Source organism: Longimicrobium sp. (assembly GCA_036377595.1).
GTDB lineage: Bacteria > Gemmatimonadota > Gemmatimonadetes > Longimicrobiales > Longimicrobiaceae > Longimicrobium.
This window is the reverse complement of record DASUYB010000107.1, coordinates 22,347-43,241: the sequence shown is the minus strand read 5'-3', so window position 1 is coordinate 43,241 and position 20,895 is coordinate 22,347. Positions and strand designations below refer to the sequence as shown.

At 73.1% G+C, this 20,895-nt stretch carries 17 protein-coding genes; 12 read left to right on the top strand and 5 right to left on the bottom strand.

Translation table 11 applies throughout. The features are described from left to right. Positions 1-167 precede the first annotated feature (167 nt). The 3 genes from VF092_18840 to VF092_18830 are packed head-to-tail and all read right to left on the bottom strand — an operon-like array spanning position 168 to position 2,110. The gene (locus VF092_18840; protein ID HEX6749359.1) at positions 168-887 is read right to left on the bottom strand and encodes a sigma-70 family RNA polymerase sigma factor; all 720 of its coding nucleotides are present in this window, start codon (positions 885-887) and stop codon (positions 168-170) included. Between the two features lie 27 nt (positions 888-914). Beyond that, positions 915-1,397, bottom strand: a complete 483-nt coding sequence (locus VF092_18835) for a nuclear transport factor 2 family protein (protein ID HEX6749358.1) — start codon at positions 1,395-1,397, stop codon at positions 915-917. Positions 1,398-1,444: 47 nt separating this feature from the next. Beyond that, positions 1,445-2,110 (bottom strand): hypothetical protein, encoded by a 666-nt coding sequence (locus VF092_18830; GenBank protein ID HEX6749357.1) that lies wholly within the window; start codon positions 2,108-2,110, stop codon positions 1,445-1,447. Between the two features lie 446 nt (positions 2,111-2,556). Between VF092_18830 and VF092_18825 the strand changes: the two genes are divergently transcribed. The 8 genes from VF092_18825 to VF092_18790 all read left to right on the top strand — a co-directional run bounded on the left by VF092_18825 (position 2,557) and on the right by VF092_18790 (position 13,154). Then, positions 2,557-3,432: an MBL fold metallo-hydrolase gene (locus tag VF092_18825; GenBank protein ID HEX6749356.1), complete on the top strand. Its 876-nt coding sequence runs from the start codon at positions 2,557-2,559 to the stop codon at positions 3,430-3,432. Continuing rightward, positions 3,429-5,420 (top strand): HD domain-containing phosphohydrolase, encoded by a 1,992-nt coding sequence (locus VF092_18820; protein HEX6749355.1) that lies wholly within the window; start codon positions 3,429-3,431, stop codon positions 5,418-5,420. Before VF092_18825 ends, VF092_18820 begins: the two co-directional genes overlap by 4 nt. 598 nt (positions 5,421-6,018) lie before the next feature. Next, positions 6,019-6,933, top strand: coding sequence for an N-acetylmuramic acid 6-phosphate etherase (gene murQ / locus VF092_18815; GenBank protein ID HEX6749354.1), 915 nt, complete (start codon positions 6,019-6,021; stop codon positions 6,931-6,933). Beyond that, on the top strand, positions 6,930-7,400 hold the full coding sequence (locus tag VF092_18810; protein HEX6749353.1) for a hypothetical protein: 471 nt from the start codon (positions 6,930-6,932) through the stop codon (positions 7,398-7,400). Before murQ ends, VF092_18810 begins: the two co-directional genes overlap by 4 nt. Beyond that, complete coding sequence (locus VF092_18805) at positions 7,394-8,557, top strand: anhydro-N-acetylmuramic acid kinase (GenBank protein HEX6749352.1); 1,164 nt, start codon at positions 7,394-7,396, stop codon at positions 8,555-8,557. Before VF092_18810 ends, VF092_18805 begins: the two co-directional genes overlap by 7 nt. A 14-nt stretch (positions 8,558-8,571) precedes the next feature. Next, the gene (locus VF092_18800) at positions 8,572-9,771 is read left to right on the top strand and encodes a HEAT repeat domain-containing protein (GenBank protein ID HEX6749351.1); all 1,200 of its coding nucleotides are present in this window, start codon (positions 8,572-8,574) and stop codon (positions 9,769-9,771) included. 284 nt (positions 9,772-10,055) lie between these two features. Continuing rightward, the gene (locus VF092_18795; protein ID HEX6749350.1) at positions 10,056-11,528 is read left to right on the top strand and encodes a glycoside hydrolase family 3 N-terminal domain-containing protein; all 1,473 of its coding nucleotides are present in this window, start codon (positions 10,056-10,058) and stop codon (positions 11,526-11,528) included. A 303-nt stretch (positions 11,529-11,831) separates the two neighbouring features. Continuing rightward, the gene (locus tag VF092_18790; protein HEX6749349.1) at positions 11,832-13,154 is read left to right on the top strand and encodes an AmpG family muropeptide MFS transporter; all 1,323 of its coding nucleotides are present in this window, start codon (positions 11,832-11,834) and stop codon (positions 13,152-13,154) included. Positions 13,155-13,517: 363 nt separating this feature from the next. On the opposite strand, the gene VF092_18785 is transcribed toward VF092_18790, so the two are convergent. Continuing rightward, entirely contained in the window at positions 13,518-14,066 is a 549-nt protein-coding gene (locus VF092_18785; GenBank protein ID HEX6749348.1) for an RNA polymerase sigma-70 factor, read from the bottom strand. 147 nt (positions 14,067-14,213) lie between these two features. Between VF092_18785 and VF092_18780 the strand changes: the two genes are divergently transcribed. The 4 genes from VF092_18780 to VF092_18765 all read left to right on the top strand — a co-directional run bounded on the left by VF092_18780 (position 14,214) and on the right by VF092_18765 (position 19,778). After that, positions 14,214-15,296 carry a FecR domain-containing protein gene (locus tag VF092_18780; GenBank protein ID HEX6749347.1) on the top strand — a complete coding sequence of 361 codons (1,083 nt, stop codon included), beginning with the start codon at positions 14,214-14,216 and terminating at the stop codon, positions 15,294-15,296. Between the two features lie 47 nt (positions 15,297-15,343). Continuing rightward, a complete protein-coding gene (locus VF092_18775) occupies positions 15,344-17,896 on the top strand; it encodes a TonB-dependent receptor (GenBank protein HEX6749346.1) in 2,553 nt (850 codons plus the stop codon). Positions 17,897-18,264: 368 nt separating this feature from the next. Then, positions 18,265-19,446, top strand: a complete 1,182-nt coding sequence (locus VF092_18770; GenBank protein ID HEX6749345.1) for a glycosyltransferase family 4 protein — start codon at positions 18,265-18,267, stop codon at positions 19,444-19,446. A 32-nt stretch (positions 19,447-19,478) separates the two neighbouring features. Next, positions 19,479-19,778, top strand: a complete 300-nt coding sequence (locus VF092_18765) for a hypothetical protein (GenBank protein HEX6749344.1) — start codon at positions 19,479-19,481, stop codon at positions 19,776-19,778. A 567-nt stretch (positions 19,779-20,345) separates the two neighbouring features. Here VF092_18765 and VF092_18760 read toward each other — a convergent pair. After that, positions 20,346-20,888: a GNAT family N-acetyltransferase gene (locus VF092_18760; GenBank protein ID HEX6749343.1), complete on the bottom strand. Its 543-nt coding sequence runs from the start codon at positions 20,886-20,888 to the stop codon at positions 20,346-20,348. Positions 20,889-20,895 lie beyond the last annotated feature (7 nt).

Genomic DNA, 20,895 nt, shown 5'->3' with positions numbered 1-20,895 from the left:
ATCTAGTACAGAAAAAAGAAAAAACATGGGCTCACGCAGAGTCGGCAGAGTGAGCAGCTTCAATCTGCCGACCCTGCTAACCCTGCGTGAGCCAGATAGATAATCAGGTCTGCGCGAGGTCTTTCAGAACACACCGGTGACAGAGGTAGCAACCGGCCACGAGCGGATCAAGCGCTGGCGGGGGCGAGATCGGCAAGGAGGCGGCGGAGGCGCTGGAGACCGAGGCGGGTGCGCGTCTTGACGGTGCCCAGCGGCTCGCCCGTGGCCTCGGCGATCTCGCTCTGGCTCATCCCGCCGAAGTAGGCCATCTCCAGCGTCCGCCGCTGGTCGGCGGGAATGGTTTCCAGCGCGCGCCGCACCGCCGCGCGCGCCTCGGACGCGACGAGCTCGCGCAGCGGGTCCTCGGACGAGGCCTCGCACGCGGCCGAGGGGTCGGCCAGCACGGAGGCGGAGTGCGCCGCGCGCATCCGGTTGCGGGCGCGCAGCCGGTCCAGCGCGCGGCTGCGGGCGATGATCGTCAGCCAGCTGCCCACGGCGCCGCGCTCGCCGGCGTAGCGCGCGGACTGCCGCCACGCCTGCCAGAACGTCTCCTCCACCACCTCCTCGGCCTCATCCTGGTCACCCAGCAAGTGCAGGGCGAGGGCGAAGATCTGCGCGTGCCAGCGGTCGTACAGCGTGCCCAGCGCCCGGTCGTCGCCCTCGGCCATGTGCCGCACCAGCGCGGCGTCCGTCTCCGCCGGCGGGGTCGCGGGCGCGAACGAGGGGGCGGGCGCTGCGGATGCGAGCCTGCGAAATCCGCGTCCCAGGATCTGCGCGAACAGGGGGGTGCCGCCCAGCCAGATCTCCATCCGTGCCGCCGGGGCGGCCATGGTCACTGCGAGCTGCATCTTGAGTCCAAGATCAGAAGTTGGGGATCAGGAAAGCGCCGGCTCGGGCGAGCCGATGCGCGCGTTCGACACGTCGACCGTCGCGGCCTGCGCGGCGGCGACCAGGGCGCGGATGCGCGGGTTCACGTCCACGTGGTGATGCACCGCCGTCCATCCCGCGCCGTCGCGGCGGACGACCAGCGTGGCGCGGCTGTCGACCTCCACCGTCTCCGGCCCGATCGTCCCCCGGCCCGTCTCCACGGCCGAGACCACGGCCACGTCGCTCGTCACCAGGCGGATGGAAATGTCGCGCGGGGTGATGCGGCCGTCGCTGACGGCGGCCGCCCACGCCTGGAAGGCGCCGCGGACCTCCTCCGGGCCCATCTGGCGCGCGCCGTCGGGGTGCATCACGGTGGCCTCGGGGCCCTGCGTCCACAGCGCCAGCATCGGCGCGGGATCGCCGTTCAGCGTGCGGTTGAGCGCGGCGTAGAAGCGCTCCACGAACTCGCGGATGGTCTGCTCGGTGCTCATCGGTCCGGTCACGGTGGGGGGTGAGTGGATTTCGGGAGATGCGGGGCTCACGACGCGGTGACGGGCTCCGCGCGCCGGATCGGGACGGCCGACGGGGCCGCGTCGCCGAGACGGCGCAGGGAGATGCCGAGCCAGGCGGTGCCGATGCCGGCCAGCACGGCACCCGCGACGAACGCGGCCCACGGCGCCGGCCCGATGGGGTGCGGGGGGACGAGGATGCTGGCGCCGCCCACGGCCAGGCACGCGGCGCCGGCCGCCGGCATCAGCCCCGCGCGCGCCATGGCGACGGCGGTCAGCACCATCCCCGCCGCGAACAGCAGGTTGGTGACGACGATCAGCGGGTGCGGCGGGGAGAAGATCGGCCCCGTCGCCTCGGTCATCGCCGGGGCGTGGGCGGCCAGCGTGGGCCAGACGTACGCGGTGATCATCCCCGTCCCCGTCCACAGCGCCGAGCCGGCGAACCACACCGCGGCCGCCGCCGTGCCGAAGCGCGACGCCGTCCGCACGCGCAGCACCGCGAACCCGGCGATGGCGCCCAGCAGCAGGAGCCCGGAGAGGAAGTGGAAGGTGTGCGCGGCGATCCACCGCGGCGTCTGGCCCACGGCGGCGCCGGTGAGGTGGTCCCACGGGTGGAGCGTGGCCCAGAGCACCAGCGACGCGCCGGCGGCGGCGAAGGTCGCGGAGGTCGCGCGGGCGAGGGTGCTGGTCTGCATCGTGTGCGATCGGGGTTGCGGTCCGGCGGCCGGAAAACGCGAGCGGCCGCCCCCATCGGGAACGGCCGCACGATGTGCCGGGTGTTTGTTCACCCACCAGTTCAAAATCTGCTCACCCGTTGTTCAATCTTCTCCGCGGGTTGCTCACGCTCGCGACGGGCGGCTGAAGCCGCGGCTGGAACATTGGAAAGCCTCGCAAACCGCGCGAGGCTCCAACCGCATGCGGACGCGGCAGCGGCGCGGGTTCTTGCCAACTTGCAGGGAGGCCGGCTTCCGCAGCCTGCGCAGCAGGCTTCCCAATGTTCCAGCCGCGCGTTCACGCGCCCGTCGCGATGCGTGGTCGTCGGGCTTCCGGTTGCCACGGCTGTCGTTGCGCCGGTAACTTCACCGCACCTCAACCGCCATGATCTTCCGATCCCCACCCGTCCCGCGCCCCACGTCCGTCGATGAGCACAACCGAGCCCGCGCTGCGCGTGACCTGCTGGGGGACGCGCGGGTCCATCGCCACGCCGGGGGCGGCGACGCTGCGCTACGGCGGCAACACCAGCTGCGTCGAGGTGCGCGCGGCGGACGGGCCGCGGATCATCCTCGACGCGGGGACCGGGATCCGCGCGCTCGGGCGGCATCTCGCGCACCGGGGCGAAGACGCGCTCGAGGCGCATCTTTTCATCACCCACTACCACTGGGACCACATCCAGGGCTTCCCCTTCCTCCCGCAGCTCCATCACCCCGGCACCCACCTCTGCATCCACGGCCCGCGGCAGGGCGACGTGCCCGTCGACCGCGCGTTCGCGGGGCAGATGACGCCGCTCTACTTCCCCGTCCCCCTGTCCGACGTGCCCGCGACGGTGGAGTTCGCGGCCGCCGACGGAGCGCCGTGGAGCGAGGGCGGGGTGGAGGTGACCGCGTTCCGCGTCCGCCATCCCGGCGTCACCTTGGGCTATCGCGTGTCGGCCGGCGGCGCGTCCGTCATCTACGTCCCCGACGACGAGCTCGGCGACGCCGATCCGCGCTGGTACGCGGGAATGGTGGAGTTCGCGCGCGGCGCCGATCTCCTCGTGCACGACGCGATGTACACGGACGCCGAGTACGCTCGCTTCCGCGGCTGGGGCCACAGCGGCGCGGGGCAGGCGGTGCGGCTGGCGGAGGACGCGGGGGTGCGGAAGTTGGCCCTCTTCCACCACGCGCCGGACCGCACGGACGACGAGGTGGAGCGGATGGCCGGCGAGTTGCGCGATGAGCTGCAGGCGCGCGGCTCGCCGCTGGTGCTCTCGGCGGCTGCGGAAGGCGAGGAAATCGCGCTCGGCGGGAGTGCTGGATGAGCGTAAACATGCGTGCGAGCGGTGTTTCGGCGCGAAGGATCACGGAGGCGAGGCGCGAGGCGCGGCCGGTCCTGCTGCACGGGCCGGCCGCCGGGCTGTCGCGCCTGCAGACGTTCATCGCGGCAAAACGCATCGACCTGCTGCAGGTTGCCACGCTGGCCGACGTCGGCGCCATCCCCGGATCGCCGTCCGTCCTGCTGCTGGATGAAGATCTCGCCGCCACGCCCGACCTCGTCCCCCTCCTCCGCCACGTCCCCGAGTCCGTCGCCATCATCGCCGCGTCGCGCGAGGTGGAGCGGGCCGCGCGCGGGTGCGACCGCATCGCCGCGGTGCTGCCTGAGGACGGGGAGGGCGCGGCCGCCACGCTGCGCACTGCCTTCCGCCTGGCCGCGGCGAAGATGGGCGCGGCGCGGCTGGAGGCGGAGCTGGCGCGCACCCGCGGCGAGCTGCGCGAGCTGACCGCCGTGGGGATGGCGCTGATGACCGAGCGCGACCCCGACCAGCTGCTGGGGAAGATCGTCGACAAGGCGCGGCAGCTCACCGGGAGCGACGCGGGGAGCCTGTATCTCGTCGAGCACGGCGACGATGGCGTGGCCCGGCTGCGCTTCGCGCAGGCGCAGAACGACTCGCTTCCGAACACGGCGTTCGTCACCTTCACCCTCCCGCTCGACACCACCTCGCTGGCCGGCTACGCGGCGCTCACCGGCGAGACGCTGCGGATCGACGATGCGTATCATCTTCCCGCAAACGCGCCGTACGCGCTGAACCGCTCGTTCGACGAGCGCTTCGGCTACCGCACCAGGTCCCAGCTGGTCGTCCCCATGGTCGACCACAGGGGCGAGACCGTGGGGGTGCTGCAGCTGATTAACCGCAAGTGCATCCCCGCCGCGCGGATCAGGGACGAGAACGACGCGGCGCGCTGGGTGCTGCCGTACACCGACCGCGAGCTGGCGCTGGTGCAGGCGCTCGCCGGCCAGGCCGCCGTCTCCATCGAGAACTCGCTGCTGAATCGGCAGATCGAGACCATCTTCGAGAGCTTCGTGAAGGCCGCGGTCATCGCCGTGGACTCGCGCGACCCGACGACCTCGGGGCACAGCGTCCGCGTCGCCACGCTGACCTGCGACCTGGCCGAGGGGCTGGAGCGGCACGCGCCGGCGCCGTACCGCGGCGTCCGCTTCACCGCCGCGCAGCTGCGCGAGCTGCGCTACGCCGCGCTGCTGCACGACTTTGGCAAGGTGGGGGTGCGCGAGGAGGTGCTGGTGAAGGCCAAGAAGCTGCCGCCGGTGCTGCACGAGCGGGTGCTCGGCCGCTTCGACCTGATCCGCCGCACGCTCGAGGCGGACCACTACCGCGAGCGCGCGGAGCTGCTGGAACGCGGCGTCCGCCCCGGTGTGGAGATGGAGACGGCGTTCCGCGCGCGGCTGGACGAGCTGGAGCGCATCCGCGCGGTCGTGGCCGCGTCGAACGAGCCGACGATCCTGCGCGAGCGCGTGGCCGAGGCGCTGGAGCAGGCGGGGCGGCTCACCTTCCGCGGTCCCGACGACCGGCCGGTGCCGTACGTGACGGAGGAGGAGCTGCGCTACCTCCGCATCCCCAGGGGCACGCTGGACGAGGGGGAGCGGCGGGAGATCGAGAGCCACGTGGAGCAGACGTACCGCTTCCTCGTCCAGATCCCGTGGACGGGGGATCTGCGGAACGTGGCGGAGATCGCGTACGGGCACCACGAGAAGCTGAACGGCTGCGGCTATCCGCGCGGCGTGCCGGGCGACGAGATCCCCCTGCAGACGCGGATGATGACGGTGGCCGACATCTTCGACGCGCTGACCGCGAGCGACCGCCCGTACAAGCGCGCGCTGCCGCCCGAGCGCGCGCTCGACATCCTCACCGCCGAGGCGCGCGAGGGGCTGCTCGACGCGGCGATCGTGGAGATGCTGATCGAGAGCGGCGCCTACCGGAAGGTGCTGGAGGTGGACTGGAAGGAGCTGTAGGACCGTTCCGTCTGCGATGGGAGATTCGCCGAGTCCGCGGGGATGGACAGGCGAATGGAATTCGCGGCAACAACGGCCCGAAGTCCGCCTTCGCGGACTCCCGGGGCGAGCTTGGCGCGCGACACCGACACCTGCGCGTCCGCTGGGATTCCCGGGTTGAAACCCGGGGCTGGAACATCAAGAAGTCCGCCTGCGCGGACTCCCGTACGAGGGTTTCGGCGCGCGGATCCAGCTCCGTTGCACCGAAAGGCTGCGTTGGGAGTCCGCGAAGGCGGACTTCGGGCCGTTGTAGCCCCGGGTTTCGACCCGGGGTACATGGCGGACTCCCGAGTCGACCGCCAGGCTGTCGCTCGGAGCAGGCCACAGATTCCTCGGCCTGCAGGCATCGGCGCGGACGCAAGTACGGTCTGGCCGGCCTCGGAATGACATCTCCTCTTCAATCCCGGGGACGTCGCGATTCCCCGCTCCTCCCTCTGTACCCTGTCCCCTGCGGCTGGAAGCACTCTTGCATCCGCCGACGCGAGCGCGCACGTTGGCGCGCGCCGCGGGGACGCATCCGTTTCGCGCATCTCCCGGCATCTCCCGTAACCCGCGCCTGATGTCGTCCAAGCCCCCGCTCGACCCTCGGCTCACCGAGCAGCGCAACCCCGCCACCACGGACATCGACCGGCTGTCGGCCCTCGAGATCGTCCGCGTCATCAACGACGAAGACCACCGCATCGCCCCCGCCGTGGCCGGCCAGCTGGAGCAGGTCGCGCGCGCGGTGGAGATGGCCGAGGAGGCGCTCCGCGCCGGCGGCCGCCTGATCTACGTCGGCGCGGGGACGTCCGGCCGGCTGGGCGTGCTCGACGCGTCGGAGATGCCGCCCACCTACGGCGTCGACCCGCGCATGGTGCAGGGGATCATCGCCGGCGGGCGCGCGGCGCTGACCAACGCCGTCGAGGGCGCCGAGGACAGCCGCGAGGACGGCGCGAAGGCGATCGACGAGATGCAGGTCGACAGCCGCGACTTCGTCTTCGGCATCGCCGCGAGCGGGACGACGCCGTACGTGCACGGCGCCCTCACCCGCGCGAAGCAGCTGGGCGCGAAGGCGGGCTTCCTCCTCTGCACCTATCCCGAGGAGTGGATGCTGATGGTGTACGACGTGGTGATCGCCCCGCTGGTGGGCCCCGAGGTCGTCACGGGGTCGACGCGGATGAAGGCGGGGACGGCGACGAAGCTCGTCCTCAACATGATCAGCACCGGCGCCATGATCCGGCTGGGGAAGGTGTACGGCAACCTGATGGTTGACCTGCGCGCAACCAACCAGAAACTTCAGGACCGCAGCGAGCGCATCTTGATGGAGACGCTGGACCTGGACCGCCACTCGGCCGCGGAGCTGCTGGAGGCGTCGGGGGGGAGCGTGAAGACGGCGATGGTGATGCACTGGTGCAAGGTGGGCCGGCAGGAGGCCACGAAGATGCTGATGCGCGCCGGCGGCCGCCTGGGCGAGATCCTGGAGCCGCGGTCGTGAGCTTCTACGAGGACTTCCCCGCGCGCCCCGCCAGCGAGATGGAGTGGGAGGAACTGCTCGTCCGCTACGAGATCGCCCCGCGCGCGCTCCGCGTCGCCCTGTCGGATGGGGACGCGGCCGGGCCCGCGCGCGAGCGCGTGTGCGACCTGCTGCTGGGGCTCGTCGCGAACGAGCTGTGGACTGCGCTGATCTTCGCCGCCATGCGCGACCGCGCGGGGATCAGCCAGCGCCCGGGGTTCGAGTTCGCGAAGGACGATCCGGACGCGCTGTTCGAGCGCTTCCAGCGGCTGCGCGAGCGCAACTTCAACGAGGTGCAGCGGCGGGGGATCGGCGTCTGGCAGTGGGAGGCCGACGTGCCGCGCTTCGGCCACGCCACCGCGCACCAGGTGATCCTCTCCTCCCTGGAGTTGGACGGGAAGACGCTCGCCGAGGTGCGCGAGGTGCTGCGCGGGGCGGGCGCGTGCTGATCGTCGGGCTGATGTCCGGCACCTCGCTGGACGGGATCGACGCGGCGCTGGTGGAGGTCGGCGGAGCGGACGAAACGAACGTCACCGCGCGCGTGGTTCGCTCGTTGACGGTGGAGTACGAGCCGGCGCGCCGCGAGGCCATCCACGCCGCCATCGTCGCCGGCACCGCCGAGGCGCTCTGCGGGCTGCACGCCGACCTGGGCGAATGGCTGGCCGAGGCGGCGCTCCGCGTCTGCGAGGAGGCGGGGATCTCGCCCGAGACGGTGGACGCCGTCGGTTCGCACGGGCAGACGGTGTGGCACCGGCCGCCGTCCGCGGAGACGCGCGGGGCGACGCTGCAGCTGGGCGACGCGGCGACCATCGCGGAGCGGACGGGGATCGCCGTGGTCTCGGACTTCCGCACGCGCGACGTGGCCGCGGGCGGACAGGGCGCGCCGCTGGTTCCCTGGGTGGAGAAGGTCCTCTTCTCCGTCGAAGGAAAGGCCCGCGCGCTGCAGAACATCGGAGGGATCGGCAACGTCACGCGCGTGCCGCCGCGGGGGAGCGCGGAGCCCGTCTTCGCCTTCGACACCGGCCCGGGGAACGCGCTGATCGACGCCGCCGTGGAGCTGGCGACCGACGGCCGCGCCACCTTCGACCGCGACGGAATGCTCGCCGCGCGGGGCGAGGTCGACGAGGCGCTCCTCGCGGACTTGCTGCGGCACCCGTACTTTGCCGCCGCGCCGCCGAAGTCCACCGGCCGCGAGGAGTTCGGCCGCCCGTTCGTGATCCGCCTGGTCGAGGCGGTGCGGCCCGAGGGTGACCGCGACTGGCTGGACCTCGTCTCCACGCTGACCGAGCTGACCGCGCGCACCGTCGCCGATGCGTACCGCCGCTGGGTGCTGCCGCGCGGGGTGGACGAGGTGGTGGTCTCCGGCGGCGGCGCGCGGAACCCCACGCTGGTGGCGCGGATACGAGAGCTCCTGGCGCCGCTTCCCGTCGCCGACGGCGCGGCGCTGGGGATGGACCCCGACGCCAAGGAGGCGGTGGCGTTCGCGCTGCTGGCGTGGGCGCACCTGCGCGGCCTCCCCGCCAACGAGCCCGGGGCCACGGGCGCGGCGGGTCCGCGCATCCTGGGCTCCTTCACCCCCGGCCGGCGGCCCCCGGCGCGCACCTGAATCTCCCGCTGCCCATGCCCCGCACACCCACCGTCCGCACGCTCCGCCGCCCGGCGCGGTTCGCGCTGCTGGCGGCGCTCGTGCTGGCCACGCCCGGGTGCGAGTCGCTTCTCCGCCGCACGCCGCCGCCGCAGTACGGCTTCAACCGGCTGGTGTACGACGTCAACCGCATCCTCGACGTGGAGGAGCCGGACCCGGCCTTCTACCGCCAGCGCGCGCGGCTGGAGGTGATGGGGCCCGAGCTCGATCCCGCGCTCACCCAGCTCATCACCACCGGCTCGGTGAAGGACAACGTCCGAGCCAACGCCATCCTGCTGCTGGCCGACCGGCGCGGCTTCAACGCGGCCAACCTGCTGCGCGGGATCCTCATCTCCAGCAACAACGACGACGTGCGCGTGGCCGCGGCGGCCGGCCTGCAGCGCTTCGCCGCCGACAGCCCCGCGGTGCGGAACGCGCTGCGCGCGGCGCTGCTGGACCCGCACAACCGCGTGCGCCTGGCCGCGCTGCAGGGGCTGGACGTGGAGGACGCGGCGGCCATCCGCTCGCTGCTGGCCAAGGAGGAGAACGGGCAGGTGCGCGTCGTCGCGGCGCAACTGCTGACGCTGTTCGAGGCGCGCGGCGCGCCGCTGGCCGCCGACGCGCGCGGCGACCTGCGCACCTACGGCGACGACTCGGTGCCGCACATCGTCTTCCACCCGGCCACGGCGGACAGGGCGATGCGGCTGCAGACGGGCGCGCTCTGGGTGGAGCTTCCCGGCGGGCGGGGGCTGGTGCCGCTGGCGCCGACGGTGGAGGTGGTGAACGACGTGGTCCCCGCGTTCTTCGACCCGCTGCGGCGCGTGGTGGTGTACGAGGCCGAGCGGCAGGTGCACGTGCGCGACATCGCCAGCGGCGCCACGCGCACGGTGGGGCCGGGGATCGCGCCGCGGCCGGGGCCGTTCACCGACGCGTTCGTCTACCTGCGCGAGACGCCCGGCTCGCGGCGCGCGAGCGGCACGGCGACGGAGGTGGAGTACGCGGTGGTCCGCGCCCCCTTCGCCGGCGGCGAGCCGACCGTCGTGGGGACGCTGCACGCGACCGTGCGCCCCGAGCGCTTCGGCGGCGCGTCGCCGGTGCGCACCATGGTGGTGGGCGAGACCAGCGCCGGCTTCGTGCTGCGCGGCACGGACGTGAGCACCTTCGTCCTCCCCGGGCCCACTCCGCGCGCGCAGTGAGCGCCGCGCGGTGAACGACTGCCCCTCCCGCGGCGGGAGGGGTGTTTTGTTTGGGTGATGGACGGGGGATTGCGGTGCGTGCGTGCGGAGAGCGCCGGCGCGGCATGGGCTCACCACGCTGAGTTCTCCCCCGCCCCTGCGAAGCGGGGGAGGGGGCCGGGGGGAGGGGGCCGCCTGCGGCCGCGGACGGGCCGGCTTTCCGCGCTACTATCGACCCCGACCTCTCAGCGGGGACACGGCGAACCCAGCAGTTTGAAACGCATTCGAACATCGACGGGATGGAGATGACGGACGATCGGCTGGAGGTCGCGCGGCTGCTGCTGCCCGCGGTGCGGTGGAGCGCGGAGAACGGCTACGAGGAGCATCGCGACACCATCGAGCGCGGACTGGCGCTGGGCGTGGGCGGCTTCATCCTGTTCGGCGGCGAGGCGTCCGCCGTCCGCGCGCTGACGGCCGAGCTGCGGTCGCGGGCGCGGCACCCGCTGCTGATCGCCAGCGACCTGGAGCGCGGCGCGGGGCAGCAGTTCCGCGGCGCCACGCCGCTCCCCCCCGCCGCGGCCATCGGCTGGCTGGGCGACGAATCGGTGGCCGAGCGCGCGGGCGAGCTGACGGCGCGCGAGGCGCGGGCGCTGGGGGTGAACTGGATCTACGCGCCCGTGGCCGACGTGGACCTCGAGCCCGAGAACCCCATCATCGGCGTGCGCGCGTTCGGGACGGAGCCGGACGCCGTCGCCGCGCAGGTGGCGGCGTGGGTGCGCGGGTGTCGGCGCGGCGGGGCGCTGTCGTGCGCCAAGCACTTCCCCGGCCACGGCCGTACCGTCGGCGACTCGCACATCGAACGGCCCACCGTCTCCGCGCCGCGCGAGGTGCTGGAGGAGGACCTGAAGCCCTTCCGCGCCGCCGCAGCCGCCGGCGCCGACGCGATGATGACCGCGCACGTCGCCTATCTCGCGCTCGACGCGGACGGCCGCCCGGCGACGCTCAGCCCGCGCATCCTGGGCGACCTGCTGCGCGGTGAGCTGGGCTTCGGCGGGCTGGTCGTCACCGACGCGCTGGTGATGGACGGGCTGGTGGAGGACACCACCGAGGCCGCCGCCGCCGTGCAGGCGCTCGCCGCCGGGTGCGACGTGCTCCTCTACCCGGACGATGCGGAGGCGGTGATCCGCGCCGTCGAGTCGGCCGTCGCGGACGGGCGGCTGCCGCGCGCACGGGTGGCGGAGGCGCTCGCCCGCATCGCCGCGGCGGCGGACCGCGTGAGCGGCGCGGCGGGCGGCGACGTCGGTACCGAGGCGGACCGCCGCTGGGCGCTGGAGATCGGCATCCGCGCGCTCCGCGTCTGCCGCGGCGAGCCGGGTCTTCCGCAGGGTCCGGTGCGGCTGGTGGAGATCGAGGACGACGCGGGCGGCCCGTATCCCCCCTATCCACGCGACGCCTTTCCGGCCGCGCTCCGGCGTGCGGGCGTCGAGCTGTCGGACGGGGGGACGCCGCTGGTGGCGCTCTACTCCGACATCCGCGCGTGGAAGGGGCGCCCCGGCATCAGCGCCGCCGCCCGGGAGCGCGTCCGCGAGGTGACGGACGCCGCGCCGGACGCGACGGTGCTGCTGTTCAGCCATCCGCGCCTGGCGCACGAGATCCCCACCGCGCGCAACCTGCTGGCCGCCTGGGGCGGCGAGGGCGTGATGCAGGAAGCCGTCGCCGCGTGGCTGCTGGGCCAGACCAGCGGCGCCGCGGGGATGACGACGGGGGTGGATCGATAGCGGGAAGTGCTGAGTGCTGAGTGCCCAGTGCCCAGTTCTGTGCGGCGGCACGCTGATGGCGCCCTGGCCTTGGGTGTCATTGCCGCGAGCGAAGCGAGCCCAGGTCCCTCCTCCGTGTTGTTCGGGGGAGGGACAGGCGCGGAGCGCCAGGGAGAGGGCGCAGCGGGGGAGGGGCGGGGGGAGGGGGCCCGTTGCGGCCGCGCTGATGCTCGCGAACCGCACCGGCCTCGATCCCGGCGCGGTTTTTTCGTGCGATTGGCGGGCGATGCGGGTCGATGCTGATCACCCGATGGGGAGGGGCGCGTGGCGGAGCGGCGGGCGGCGGGGATCGGGCAGGTGTTCGCGAGCCGGAAGATGGCGTCCATCCTCCTGCTCGGCTTCGCGTCGGGGCTCCCCCTCTACCTCACCAGCAAGGACCTCCAGGCCTGGATGAAGCTGGAGCAGGTCGATCTCGCCACCATCGGCTACATCTCCCTCCTCTCCTGGCCGTATACCTTCAAGTTCCTCTGGTCGCCGTTGATCGACGCGCTCCCGATCCCCATTCTCGGGCGGCGGCGGGGGTGGCTGCTGGCCACGCAGATCGGCCTCCTCCTGGCCATCGGCTGGATGGCGACGCACGAGCCGCGGGCGGGGCTGCAGCTCGTCGCGATCAACGCCATCATCATCGCCTTCTTCAGCGCCACGCAGGACATCGCCTTCGACGCGTACAAGATCGACGTCCTGCGCGAGGAGGAGCTGGGCGCGGGCGCGGCCATCGGCGTGCTGGGCTACCGCGTCGGGATGCTGGTGGTCGGCGGGCTGGGCTTCATCCTGGCGGACCAGATCGGCTGGCGCGCGGTGTACGCGCTGATGGCGGCGCTGATGATCCCCGGCATCGTGGGCACGCTGATGGCGCCCGAGCCCGAGCGGGTGATGCGCGCGCCGGGGCTGGGGCAGGCCATCGTGCAGCCGTTCGTGGATTTCTGGCGGCGCGCCGGAGTCTACGCCGCGCCCATCCTCGCCTTCATCGTGCTGTACAAGCTGGGCGACGCGGTGCTGAACAACATGGCCACGCCGTTCCTGCTCGAGGCCGGCTTCACGCAGACGCAGATCGGCGAGGTGCAGGGGGTGATCGGGCTCGCCGCCACCATCGTCGGGGTGATCGCGGGTGGGGCGGTGCAGGCGCGGATCGGGCTGGTGCGCTCGCTCTGGATCCTGGGCGTGCTGCAGTCCGCCGTGAACGTGAGCTACTACGTGCTGGCGCTGAACCCCGGCAACCACGCGCTGATGATCGGCGCCGTGGTGCTGGAGAACTTCTTCCAGGGGACGGGGACGGCGGCGCTGGTGGCGTACATGATGAGCCTGGCCAATCCCCGCTTCTCCGCCACGCAGTACGCGCTGCTGAGCAGCTTCATGGCCTTCGGGCGCGACTGGCTGGGCGCGCCGGCGGGGCGCCTGGCCGAGCACATGGGGTGGCCGCAGTTCTTCCTGATCACCCTGCTGCTCGCGGTTCCCGGCATCCTCCTGCTGCCGCTGATCGCCCCGTGGAACGCCGAGCATCCCCGAGCCGCCATCGCCGCCCAGGTCGAGGAGCCGATCGGGGGACGGGGAGAGACGGAGGATCTGGGGGCGGGGGGGAGGCCGTAGCGTACCTCGCATCCGTGCGGTCGCGGCCGAGAGGCCCTCACCCGAAAATCTGGAAGGGCGAAGACAAAACCCCCGTCTTCGCCCTTCCAGATTTTCGACCTCTCCCGACAGCAGGAGAGGTGAACTGCAACTGCAACTAAACTCGGCCCGCGCTTCCGTTCTCCCCTCCCCTGCGCAGCGGGGGAGGGGCCGGGGGAGGGGGCCACTCGTGGCGGGAAGATGCGTCTCAACCAGCTCCGCAGCCCCTCCCCGCGCTGAGGTCTCCCCCTTCTCCCGGCAATTCGGGAGAAGGGGGTCGGGGGGATGAGGGCCCCGGCGCGAAGCGCCCCCGCCGTCATCTCGTTGTGATCCGAAATCTCCAGATCACCACCCGCCGCCCTCCGGCAGCCAGGGCGCCAGCCGCTCGCGGAGGAGCTTGAGCGCTCGGCCCATGCGCGCCTCCACCGTCTTCACCGAGATCTCCAGCACGCGGGCGATCTCGGGGTAGGTAAGCGCGTCCACGCGGCTGAGCTGGAAGGTCTCGCGCACCTCGTCGGGGAGCTCGGCCACGGCGGCGCGCACCGCCATCTCCAGCTCGCCCGTGCGCGCGTCGGCGTCGGCCGGCGGCGGGGGCGTGGGCGGGCGGATGTGCGGCTCGCCCTCGCGCACCACGCGACCGTGGCGCAGCTGGTTGAGCGCGCGGTTGCGGGCGGACTGGTGCAGGTACGCGCGCAGCGACACGTCCGGCGGCAGCGTGTGGCGGCGGCGCCAGAGCTCCAGCATAACCTCCTGCGCCACGTCCTCCGCGGGCGCGCGCTCGCGCAGCAGCCGCTCCGCCGCGCCCACCAGCGCGGCGTAGTGCGCGCGGAAGATGGCCGCGAACGCGCCGTCGTCGTCCCGGCGCAGCCGCGCGAGGAGTTCCGGCTCGTCCATTGCGGAGGTATCTTCAGGCACGCGCGGCACCGGTCAGGCGTCTCGGAGATTCTTCGGACGAACATGATACGGCTCGCCTCGCACCTCCGCAGGAAGCGGGCGAGACAAATCGATAGGGTGACGCCGCACTCGCGTGTCTCACAGGGCATGAACGACCCGGACCGCACCTCCGCTCCCGCTGACGACGCCGTGTGGCGGGCCGTCGCGCGCTCCCTCGCCGGCGAGGCCACGCCGGACGAGGAGGCCGCGCTACGCCGCCAGCTCGACGGGCACCCCCAGCGTGCCGCCCTGGTGGCCGCGCTGGACGGCGCGCTCGCGGGGCTGCGCGCCGACGCCGCGCCGGAGGTGGACGTGGAGGCGGCGCTGGCGTCGGTGATGGCGCGCCGCGACCGCCCCGCGCTGACGGTGGAGCGCGGCGGGGTGGCGGACGCGCCGCCCCCGCGCCGCCCCGCGATCGCTCCGCAGCCGGCGCGGTGGCGGACGCCGGCGTGGATGCGCATCGCCGCGGCGCTGGTCCTGCTCGCCGGCGGGGCGCTGCTCTGGCGCGCGCTGTCGAACCGTGGCGGGCCGTGGCAGATCCAGTACGCCACGCGCACGGGGATGCGGCAGGAGGTGAGTCTTCCCGACGGCAGCCGCGTGGTGCTCGGACCCGCCAGCCGCCTGGCCGTCGCGCGCGATTACGGGCGGCCCGCGCGCTCGGTCGAGTTGCACGGGCAGGCATACTTCGAGGTCACGCACGACGACGCGCACGAGTTCTCCGTCTCCACTCCCGCCGCGCGGGTGACCGACGTGGGGACGGCGTTCTCCGTCGCGACGGACGACGCGGCGGCGGGGACGCGCGTGGTCGTCACCTCCGGCGCGGTGGCGGTGACGCCGTCCGGCCGCGCGGCGACGCTGCTGCACGCGGGGGACCGCGCCGCCGTCGTGTCGGGTGCCGTGACGGTGCAGCGCGGCGTGGCGACGGCCGAGGACGTGGCGTGGACGCAGGGACGCCTCGTCTTCCGCGACGCGACGGTGGCGGACGTGGCCGCGGAGCTGAAGCGGTGGTACGGCGTCAACCTGCGCGTGGACGACCCCGCGCTGGCGGGGCGGCACCTCACCGCCGACTTCCAGGGCCAGACGGCGGACGGCGCGCTGCGCATCATCGCCGCCACGCTGGGCGGCCAGCTGCGGATGCGCGGCGACACCGCCGTGATCGAATCCCCCCGAGGAGAGACGCGATCGCCGTGAGACCACGGGCGGCCCCGCTCGGCACCACGATGCCCCGGACGCGCTCCATGCGCGCCCGGGGCGTGGCGCTTCCCGCCGCCCTTCTTCTCCTCGCGGCGACGTCGATGCCGGCGCGTGCGCAGATGGGGTGCGTCCCCGCCACGCTCGCGTCGGCGGAGAGCCGCGCGTGGGCGCCGCCGCTGGACCGCGCCGTCACCCTCCGCGCGCGCGACGTTCCCCTGCGCGACGCGCTCGACCGTCTCTCCGCCGTCTCGGGCGTACGGCTCTCCTACTCCTCCGATCTCCTTCCCCTCGACCGCCGCGTCTGCGTCTCCGCCGCGCGGGTGCCGCTGGGGGATGCGCTCGTCGCGCTGGTCGGCGGCGCGGGCGCGGAGCCGATGGTGGTCGCCGGGCAGGTGGTGCTCGCCCCCGTGCGCCCGGCGGCGACGGCGGCCGCGTCCGCGCCGGAGACCGAGCGCGAGAGCGTGCTGGAGCGGATCGTGGTGACGGGCAGCCCGTCCGGCGCCGCCCGCCGCTCGCTCTCCGTCGGCCTGGACGTGCTCGAGGGGCCGGAGCTGGCGCGGCGCTCGGCCACCTCGCTGGCGGAGGTGATGAACGCCACCGTCCCCGCCGTGTGGGTGTGGCGCCGCGGGCCGTCGGACCTCCTGGCGCAGTACGGCAGCATGCGCGGCGCGAGCTCGTTCGCGGCGACCTATCCCAAAGTCTACATCGACGGGGTGGAGGTGGCCAACCCGCTGGTGCTGACGCAGATCGATCCCGATCTCGTGGAGCGGGTGGAGGTGATCCGCGGGCCGCAGGGCGCCGCGCTCTACGGGTCGGACGCGATCAGCGGGGTGATCAACATCGTCACCCGCCACGACGCGGATGGGGCGACGCGGGTGGAGTTCCGCACCGACGGGGGCGTTGCCGCGAGCGACTATGCCGCGCTGCTGGTGCCCACGCACCGCGAGCGGCTGGCCTTCCGCACGGGCGACAACCTGCGGTCGATGGCCGCGGCGGTCACCGTGGGCGGTAGCGGCGCGGTGTATCCCGACGCGGGCAGCCGCACCGTCAGCGCGCTGGCCACGGGGCGATGGGTGGCGCCGCACGCCATCTTCACCGGCACCTTCCGCTTCTACGACCAGACCGCCGGCGCGGGGGTGAATCCCATCCTCGGCGAGATCACCTTCGACACCACCGCGCCGCCGGTCGCCGGGACCGCGGCCAATGCGCGCGGAGAGCGGTGGGTGATGCAGGGGTCGCCGGTGAACGCGGTCTCCGCGACGGCGTATCCGCGGCAGGGGATCCGGCAGTACACCGCCGGCGGCGCCGCCGCGCTGGCGCCGGGGCGATGGACGGTGAACCTGCTGGCGGGGATCGACGGCTACCGCCTCAGCCACGTGGCGGAGAACACCGGCCCCTTCCCCGTGGCCGTCGACCCCACCCTGCGCGCCGGCACCGGCGCGGGCGACCGGGCCACGCTGCGCGCGGCGGGGACCACGCGCGTGCTGGAGCGGGGCGATGCGTCCGCGGACCTGACGGTGGCGCTGGAGCACTCGATCCTGCACCAGCGCTCGACACTCACGATGAATCGCACGCTGCCGGAGGGCGGGCGCTACCCCGACACCACCACCACCATGCCCATGGTGGACTGGCGCAACGACACCGGCCTGATGGCGCAGGCCAGCGGCGCGTGGCGCAACACGCTGTTCGGCACGGCGGGGGTGCGCTTCGAGCGCAACGACGCGTTCGGCAGCGGCTTCGAGCTCTCCACCCTGCCCATGCTCGGCGCGGCGTGGGTGCGCGACCTCGGTGCGGCGGAGCTGAAGCTGCGCGCCGCGTACGGCCGCGGCATCCGCCCGCCGCGGGTGCCCGCGCGCGAGAGCCTGCGCGTGGGCGAGCACGGCTTCATCGGCTTTCCGCTGGAGCCCGAGTCGCAGGCGGGGTTCGAGTTCGGCGCGGAGATGTACTTCGGCGACCGGCTCTCGCTGCAGGTGACGCGCTTCGATCAGCGCGCCACGGGACTGATCCAGGACGTGGTGGTGGGGGTGGAGACCATCACCCGCGGCGGCGGCTCGCCCGAGCAGCACGTGCGCTACGTGCCGCAGAACGTGGGCTCCATCGCCAACCGCGGGTGGGAGATGCAGGGCACGGCGCGGCGGGGGGCGCTGGCGCTGACCGGCTCGCTGGCGTTCGTCGACAGCCGCGTGCGCAGGCTGGCCACCGGCTACGGCGGCGACCTGCGCGCGGGGGACCGGATGCTGGCCGTGCCCGCGCGCACGGCCGGGCTCACGGCGGAGTGGACGGGGCCCGGGTTCAGCACGGCGCTGACCGCCAGCCGCGCGTGGGACTGGATCAACTACGACCGCGTGGCGCTGGCCACGGCGTTCGCCGGGTCCGGCGCCGACTGGCGGCAGTTCAGCGGCGACGCGCTGCGGGCGTTCTGGCGCAAGTACGACGGCAGCACCAACGTGCGCCTGACCACCAACCGCCAGGTGGCGCCCACCGTCTGGCTGGTGGTGACGGGCGACAATCTCCTCGGCCGCCAGCTCGGCGAGCCCGACAACGTGACCATCCGCGCCGGCCGCACCCTCACGCTGGGCATCCGCACGTCGTTCTGAGGTCGGCTCCTCATCCCCCGGCCTTCGTCTCCCGAACTGCAGATGGGGAGAACTCAGCGCGTGGGAAGGCGTTGCGCCGTGGCGAGAAGCGTCGGCGCGGCCGCGAGCGGCCCCCTCCCCCGACCCCTCCCCCGCTTCGCAGGGGAGGGGAGAACAGAAAACTTCGTCCGCGGTTGGTTGCTGTTGCTGTTCACCTCTCCTGCTGTCGGGAGAGGTCGAAAACGTGAAGGGCCGAGACGGCGGTTTTGTCTCGGCCCTTCACGTTTTCGGGTGAGGGTCCCGGCTGGTGTCGTTCTGGCGCAATCTTTCCAGCCGGCCTAGACTGATCCGGCATCGGAACATCCGGCTCCCATCGGCACGGCGGCGGTTTGCGCATCCTCTACGTATCGCACTCGTTTCCCCTTCCCGGGCAGCCGCTCAGCAACGTGGGCGGCATGCAGCGCGTGGCCACCGGCCTGCACGCCGCGCTGGCCGAGCGCACGGACCTGCACCTCTCGCGGCTGGTGCTGGAGACGAGCTGGAAGGCCACGCCCTACCGCATGCCCGGCTACATGGCCGGCCTCCTGCGCCGCATCCCGCGCGTGGTCCGGGAGGAGCGCATCGACGTCGTGCTCTTCTCGTCAATGGTGACGGCGTCGCTCGCGGTGGCGCTGCGGAAGCGGCTGGCGCGGACGGGCGCGCTGCTGGCCGCCATCCCCGTGGGCCGAGACGTGACGCTCCCCACGCCGGGGTACCAATGGTTCGTGCGCCGCGTCTTCCGCGCGCTCGACCTGGTCTTCCCCATCAGCCGCGCGACGGCGGACGAGTGCCTGGCGCGCGGCGCGGACCCGGCGCACGTGCACGTGATTCCCTGCGGCGTCGACGTCTCCTCGTTCGAGCCGCCGCGCGACCGCGCCGCGGCCCGCCGCGAGCTGCTGCGAGCCATCGGCGAGTCGCCCGGGACCATCCCCGACGACGCGCTGCTGCTGGTGAGCGTGGGCCGCCACCAGGAGCGCAAGGGCTTCCAGTGGTTCGCCGACGAGGTGATGCCGCGTCTCCCCGATGACGTGCACTATCTCGTGACGGGCGAGGGGCCGATGACGCCGCGCATCCAGGCCGCCATCGACCGCCACGGGCTGCGGGGGCGCGCGCGGCTGCTGGGGAAGGTGCCCGAGGAGACGCTGCGCACCCTCTACCGCGGCGGCGACCTGTTCGTGATGCCCAACATCCACGTTCCTGGCGACATCGAGGGGTTCGGGGTGGTGATGCTCGAGGCGGGGATGTGCGGGATGCCGGTGCTGGCGGCGGACCTGGAGGGGATCAGCGACGTGGTCGTCGAGGGCGAGAACGGGCACCTCGTCCCCAGCCGCGACGCGGCCGCCTTCGCCGACGCGGTGGCGCGGTACCGCGGCGACCGGGCGCGGCTGGCGGCGGCGTCGCGCTCGGCCGCGCGGTACACGGCGCGGACGTACTCGTGGGAAGGGATCGCGGAGCGGTTCGTGGAGATCTTCCGGGAGCGGCTGGGCCGTCCGGCCGCCGCGCCCGCCGCGCGCGCCGCCGGCGCGCGCTGAACGGCAAAACCTCATCGCGGGGCGATTTTCGCATGGAAAACCTGACTGGCATGATCGCGGTGCTCGGCGGGCTCCTGCTCGTGCTCATTCCCATCGCGGGGCTCACGGCGCGCTTCGCGCTCAAGCCGCTGATCGAGTCCATCGCCGCCGCCATGCGCGCGCGGCAGGGCCCCGGCGGCGGCGAGTCGCTGGCGTCGGTGGAGCGGCGGCTGGCCTCGCTCGAAGCCGAGGTCTCCTCGCTCCGCACGGACCTCGTCCGCCTCGGCGACGGCCGCGACTTCGACCGCAAGCTCGCCGCCTCGTCCACCGAACCGGGGCAGGGCGAGAGCTGAACGGTCGTCGGAGGAAGTACGGCAGGGGCGAGACGGGATGCTGTCTCGCCCCTGCTCTTTGTGGGATTCAATACCGAATCGCCGGATCAACTGTGCATTGGAGGAAGGAACAGGCATAGGCATGTCATTCCGAAGGCGCTGCGCCGCCCTGTCCTCCACGCGAAGCCGTGGCGCCTGAGGAATCTGTGGCCGGCTCCCGAGCCACAGGCCGCCTATCGCTCGGACGCATGCCACAGATTCCTCGGGCGCCGCCCGACATCGTCGTGATTGAAGGTTCGGAGCAGCGGCGCCGCTCGGAATGACATCCGATCAGAATGCACAATCAATTGCAGCAACCGGTGTCATCCTGAGGGAGGCGCCGCGCCAGCCTCGCGTCCACTCTACAGGCTGGCGCCGACCGAAGGATCTGCTCGCCCCCGCGGAGATGCCTGCTCGACGCGCCGTCCTCGCTCACGCCGAGGCAAGATCCTTCGGGCGCGCAACCTACTGCGCGGACTTGGTTTGGGTGCTCCGCGCCCTCAGGATGACACTGTGTGGCGAATCGTCCCGTGCCGAATCTCATACGCCTCACCCGATCTCGTCGGAGAGGATGCCGTACAGCTCGATGTCCTCGAACACGCCCCACTTGAGCACGTGCTTGCGCTGCCGGCCCTCGAAGGTCATCCCGATCTTCTGCATCACCTTCCCCGACGCGGGGTTGCGCGAGTAGTAGTGCGCCGTCACGCGGTTCAGCCCCAGCGCGCGGAACCCGAACTCCACCACCGCGCGGCTCCCCTCGGTGGCGTAGCCCAGGTTCCAGTGCGGCCGCGCCACCCAGTACCCCAGCTCGGCGCGCCGGTGGTGCGGCTCGATCTCCAGCCCCACGGCCGCCACCACCTCGCCCGTGCCGCGCAGCGTGGCGGCGAACACCGCGCTCTCGCCCGTCTCCCAGCGTGCCGTGACGCGCTCGATCCACTCCGCCGCCATCCCCTCGGGGTACGGGTGCGGGATGTGGGCGGTGTTGTACGCGATCTCGCGGTCGCTCACGATGGCGTGCACCGCGTCGGCGTCGGCCGGGGTGAAAGGGCGCAGGATCAGCCGTTCGGTGGTGAGCGTGGGCTGCGCGGGCATGGGCGCG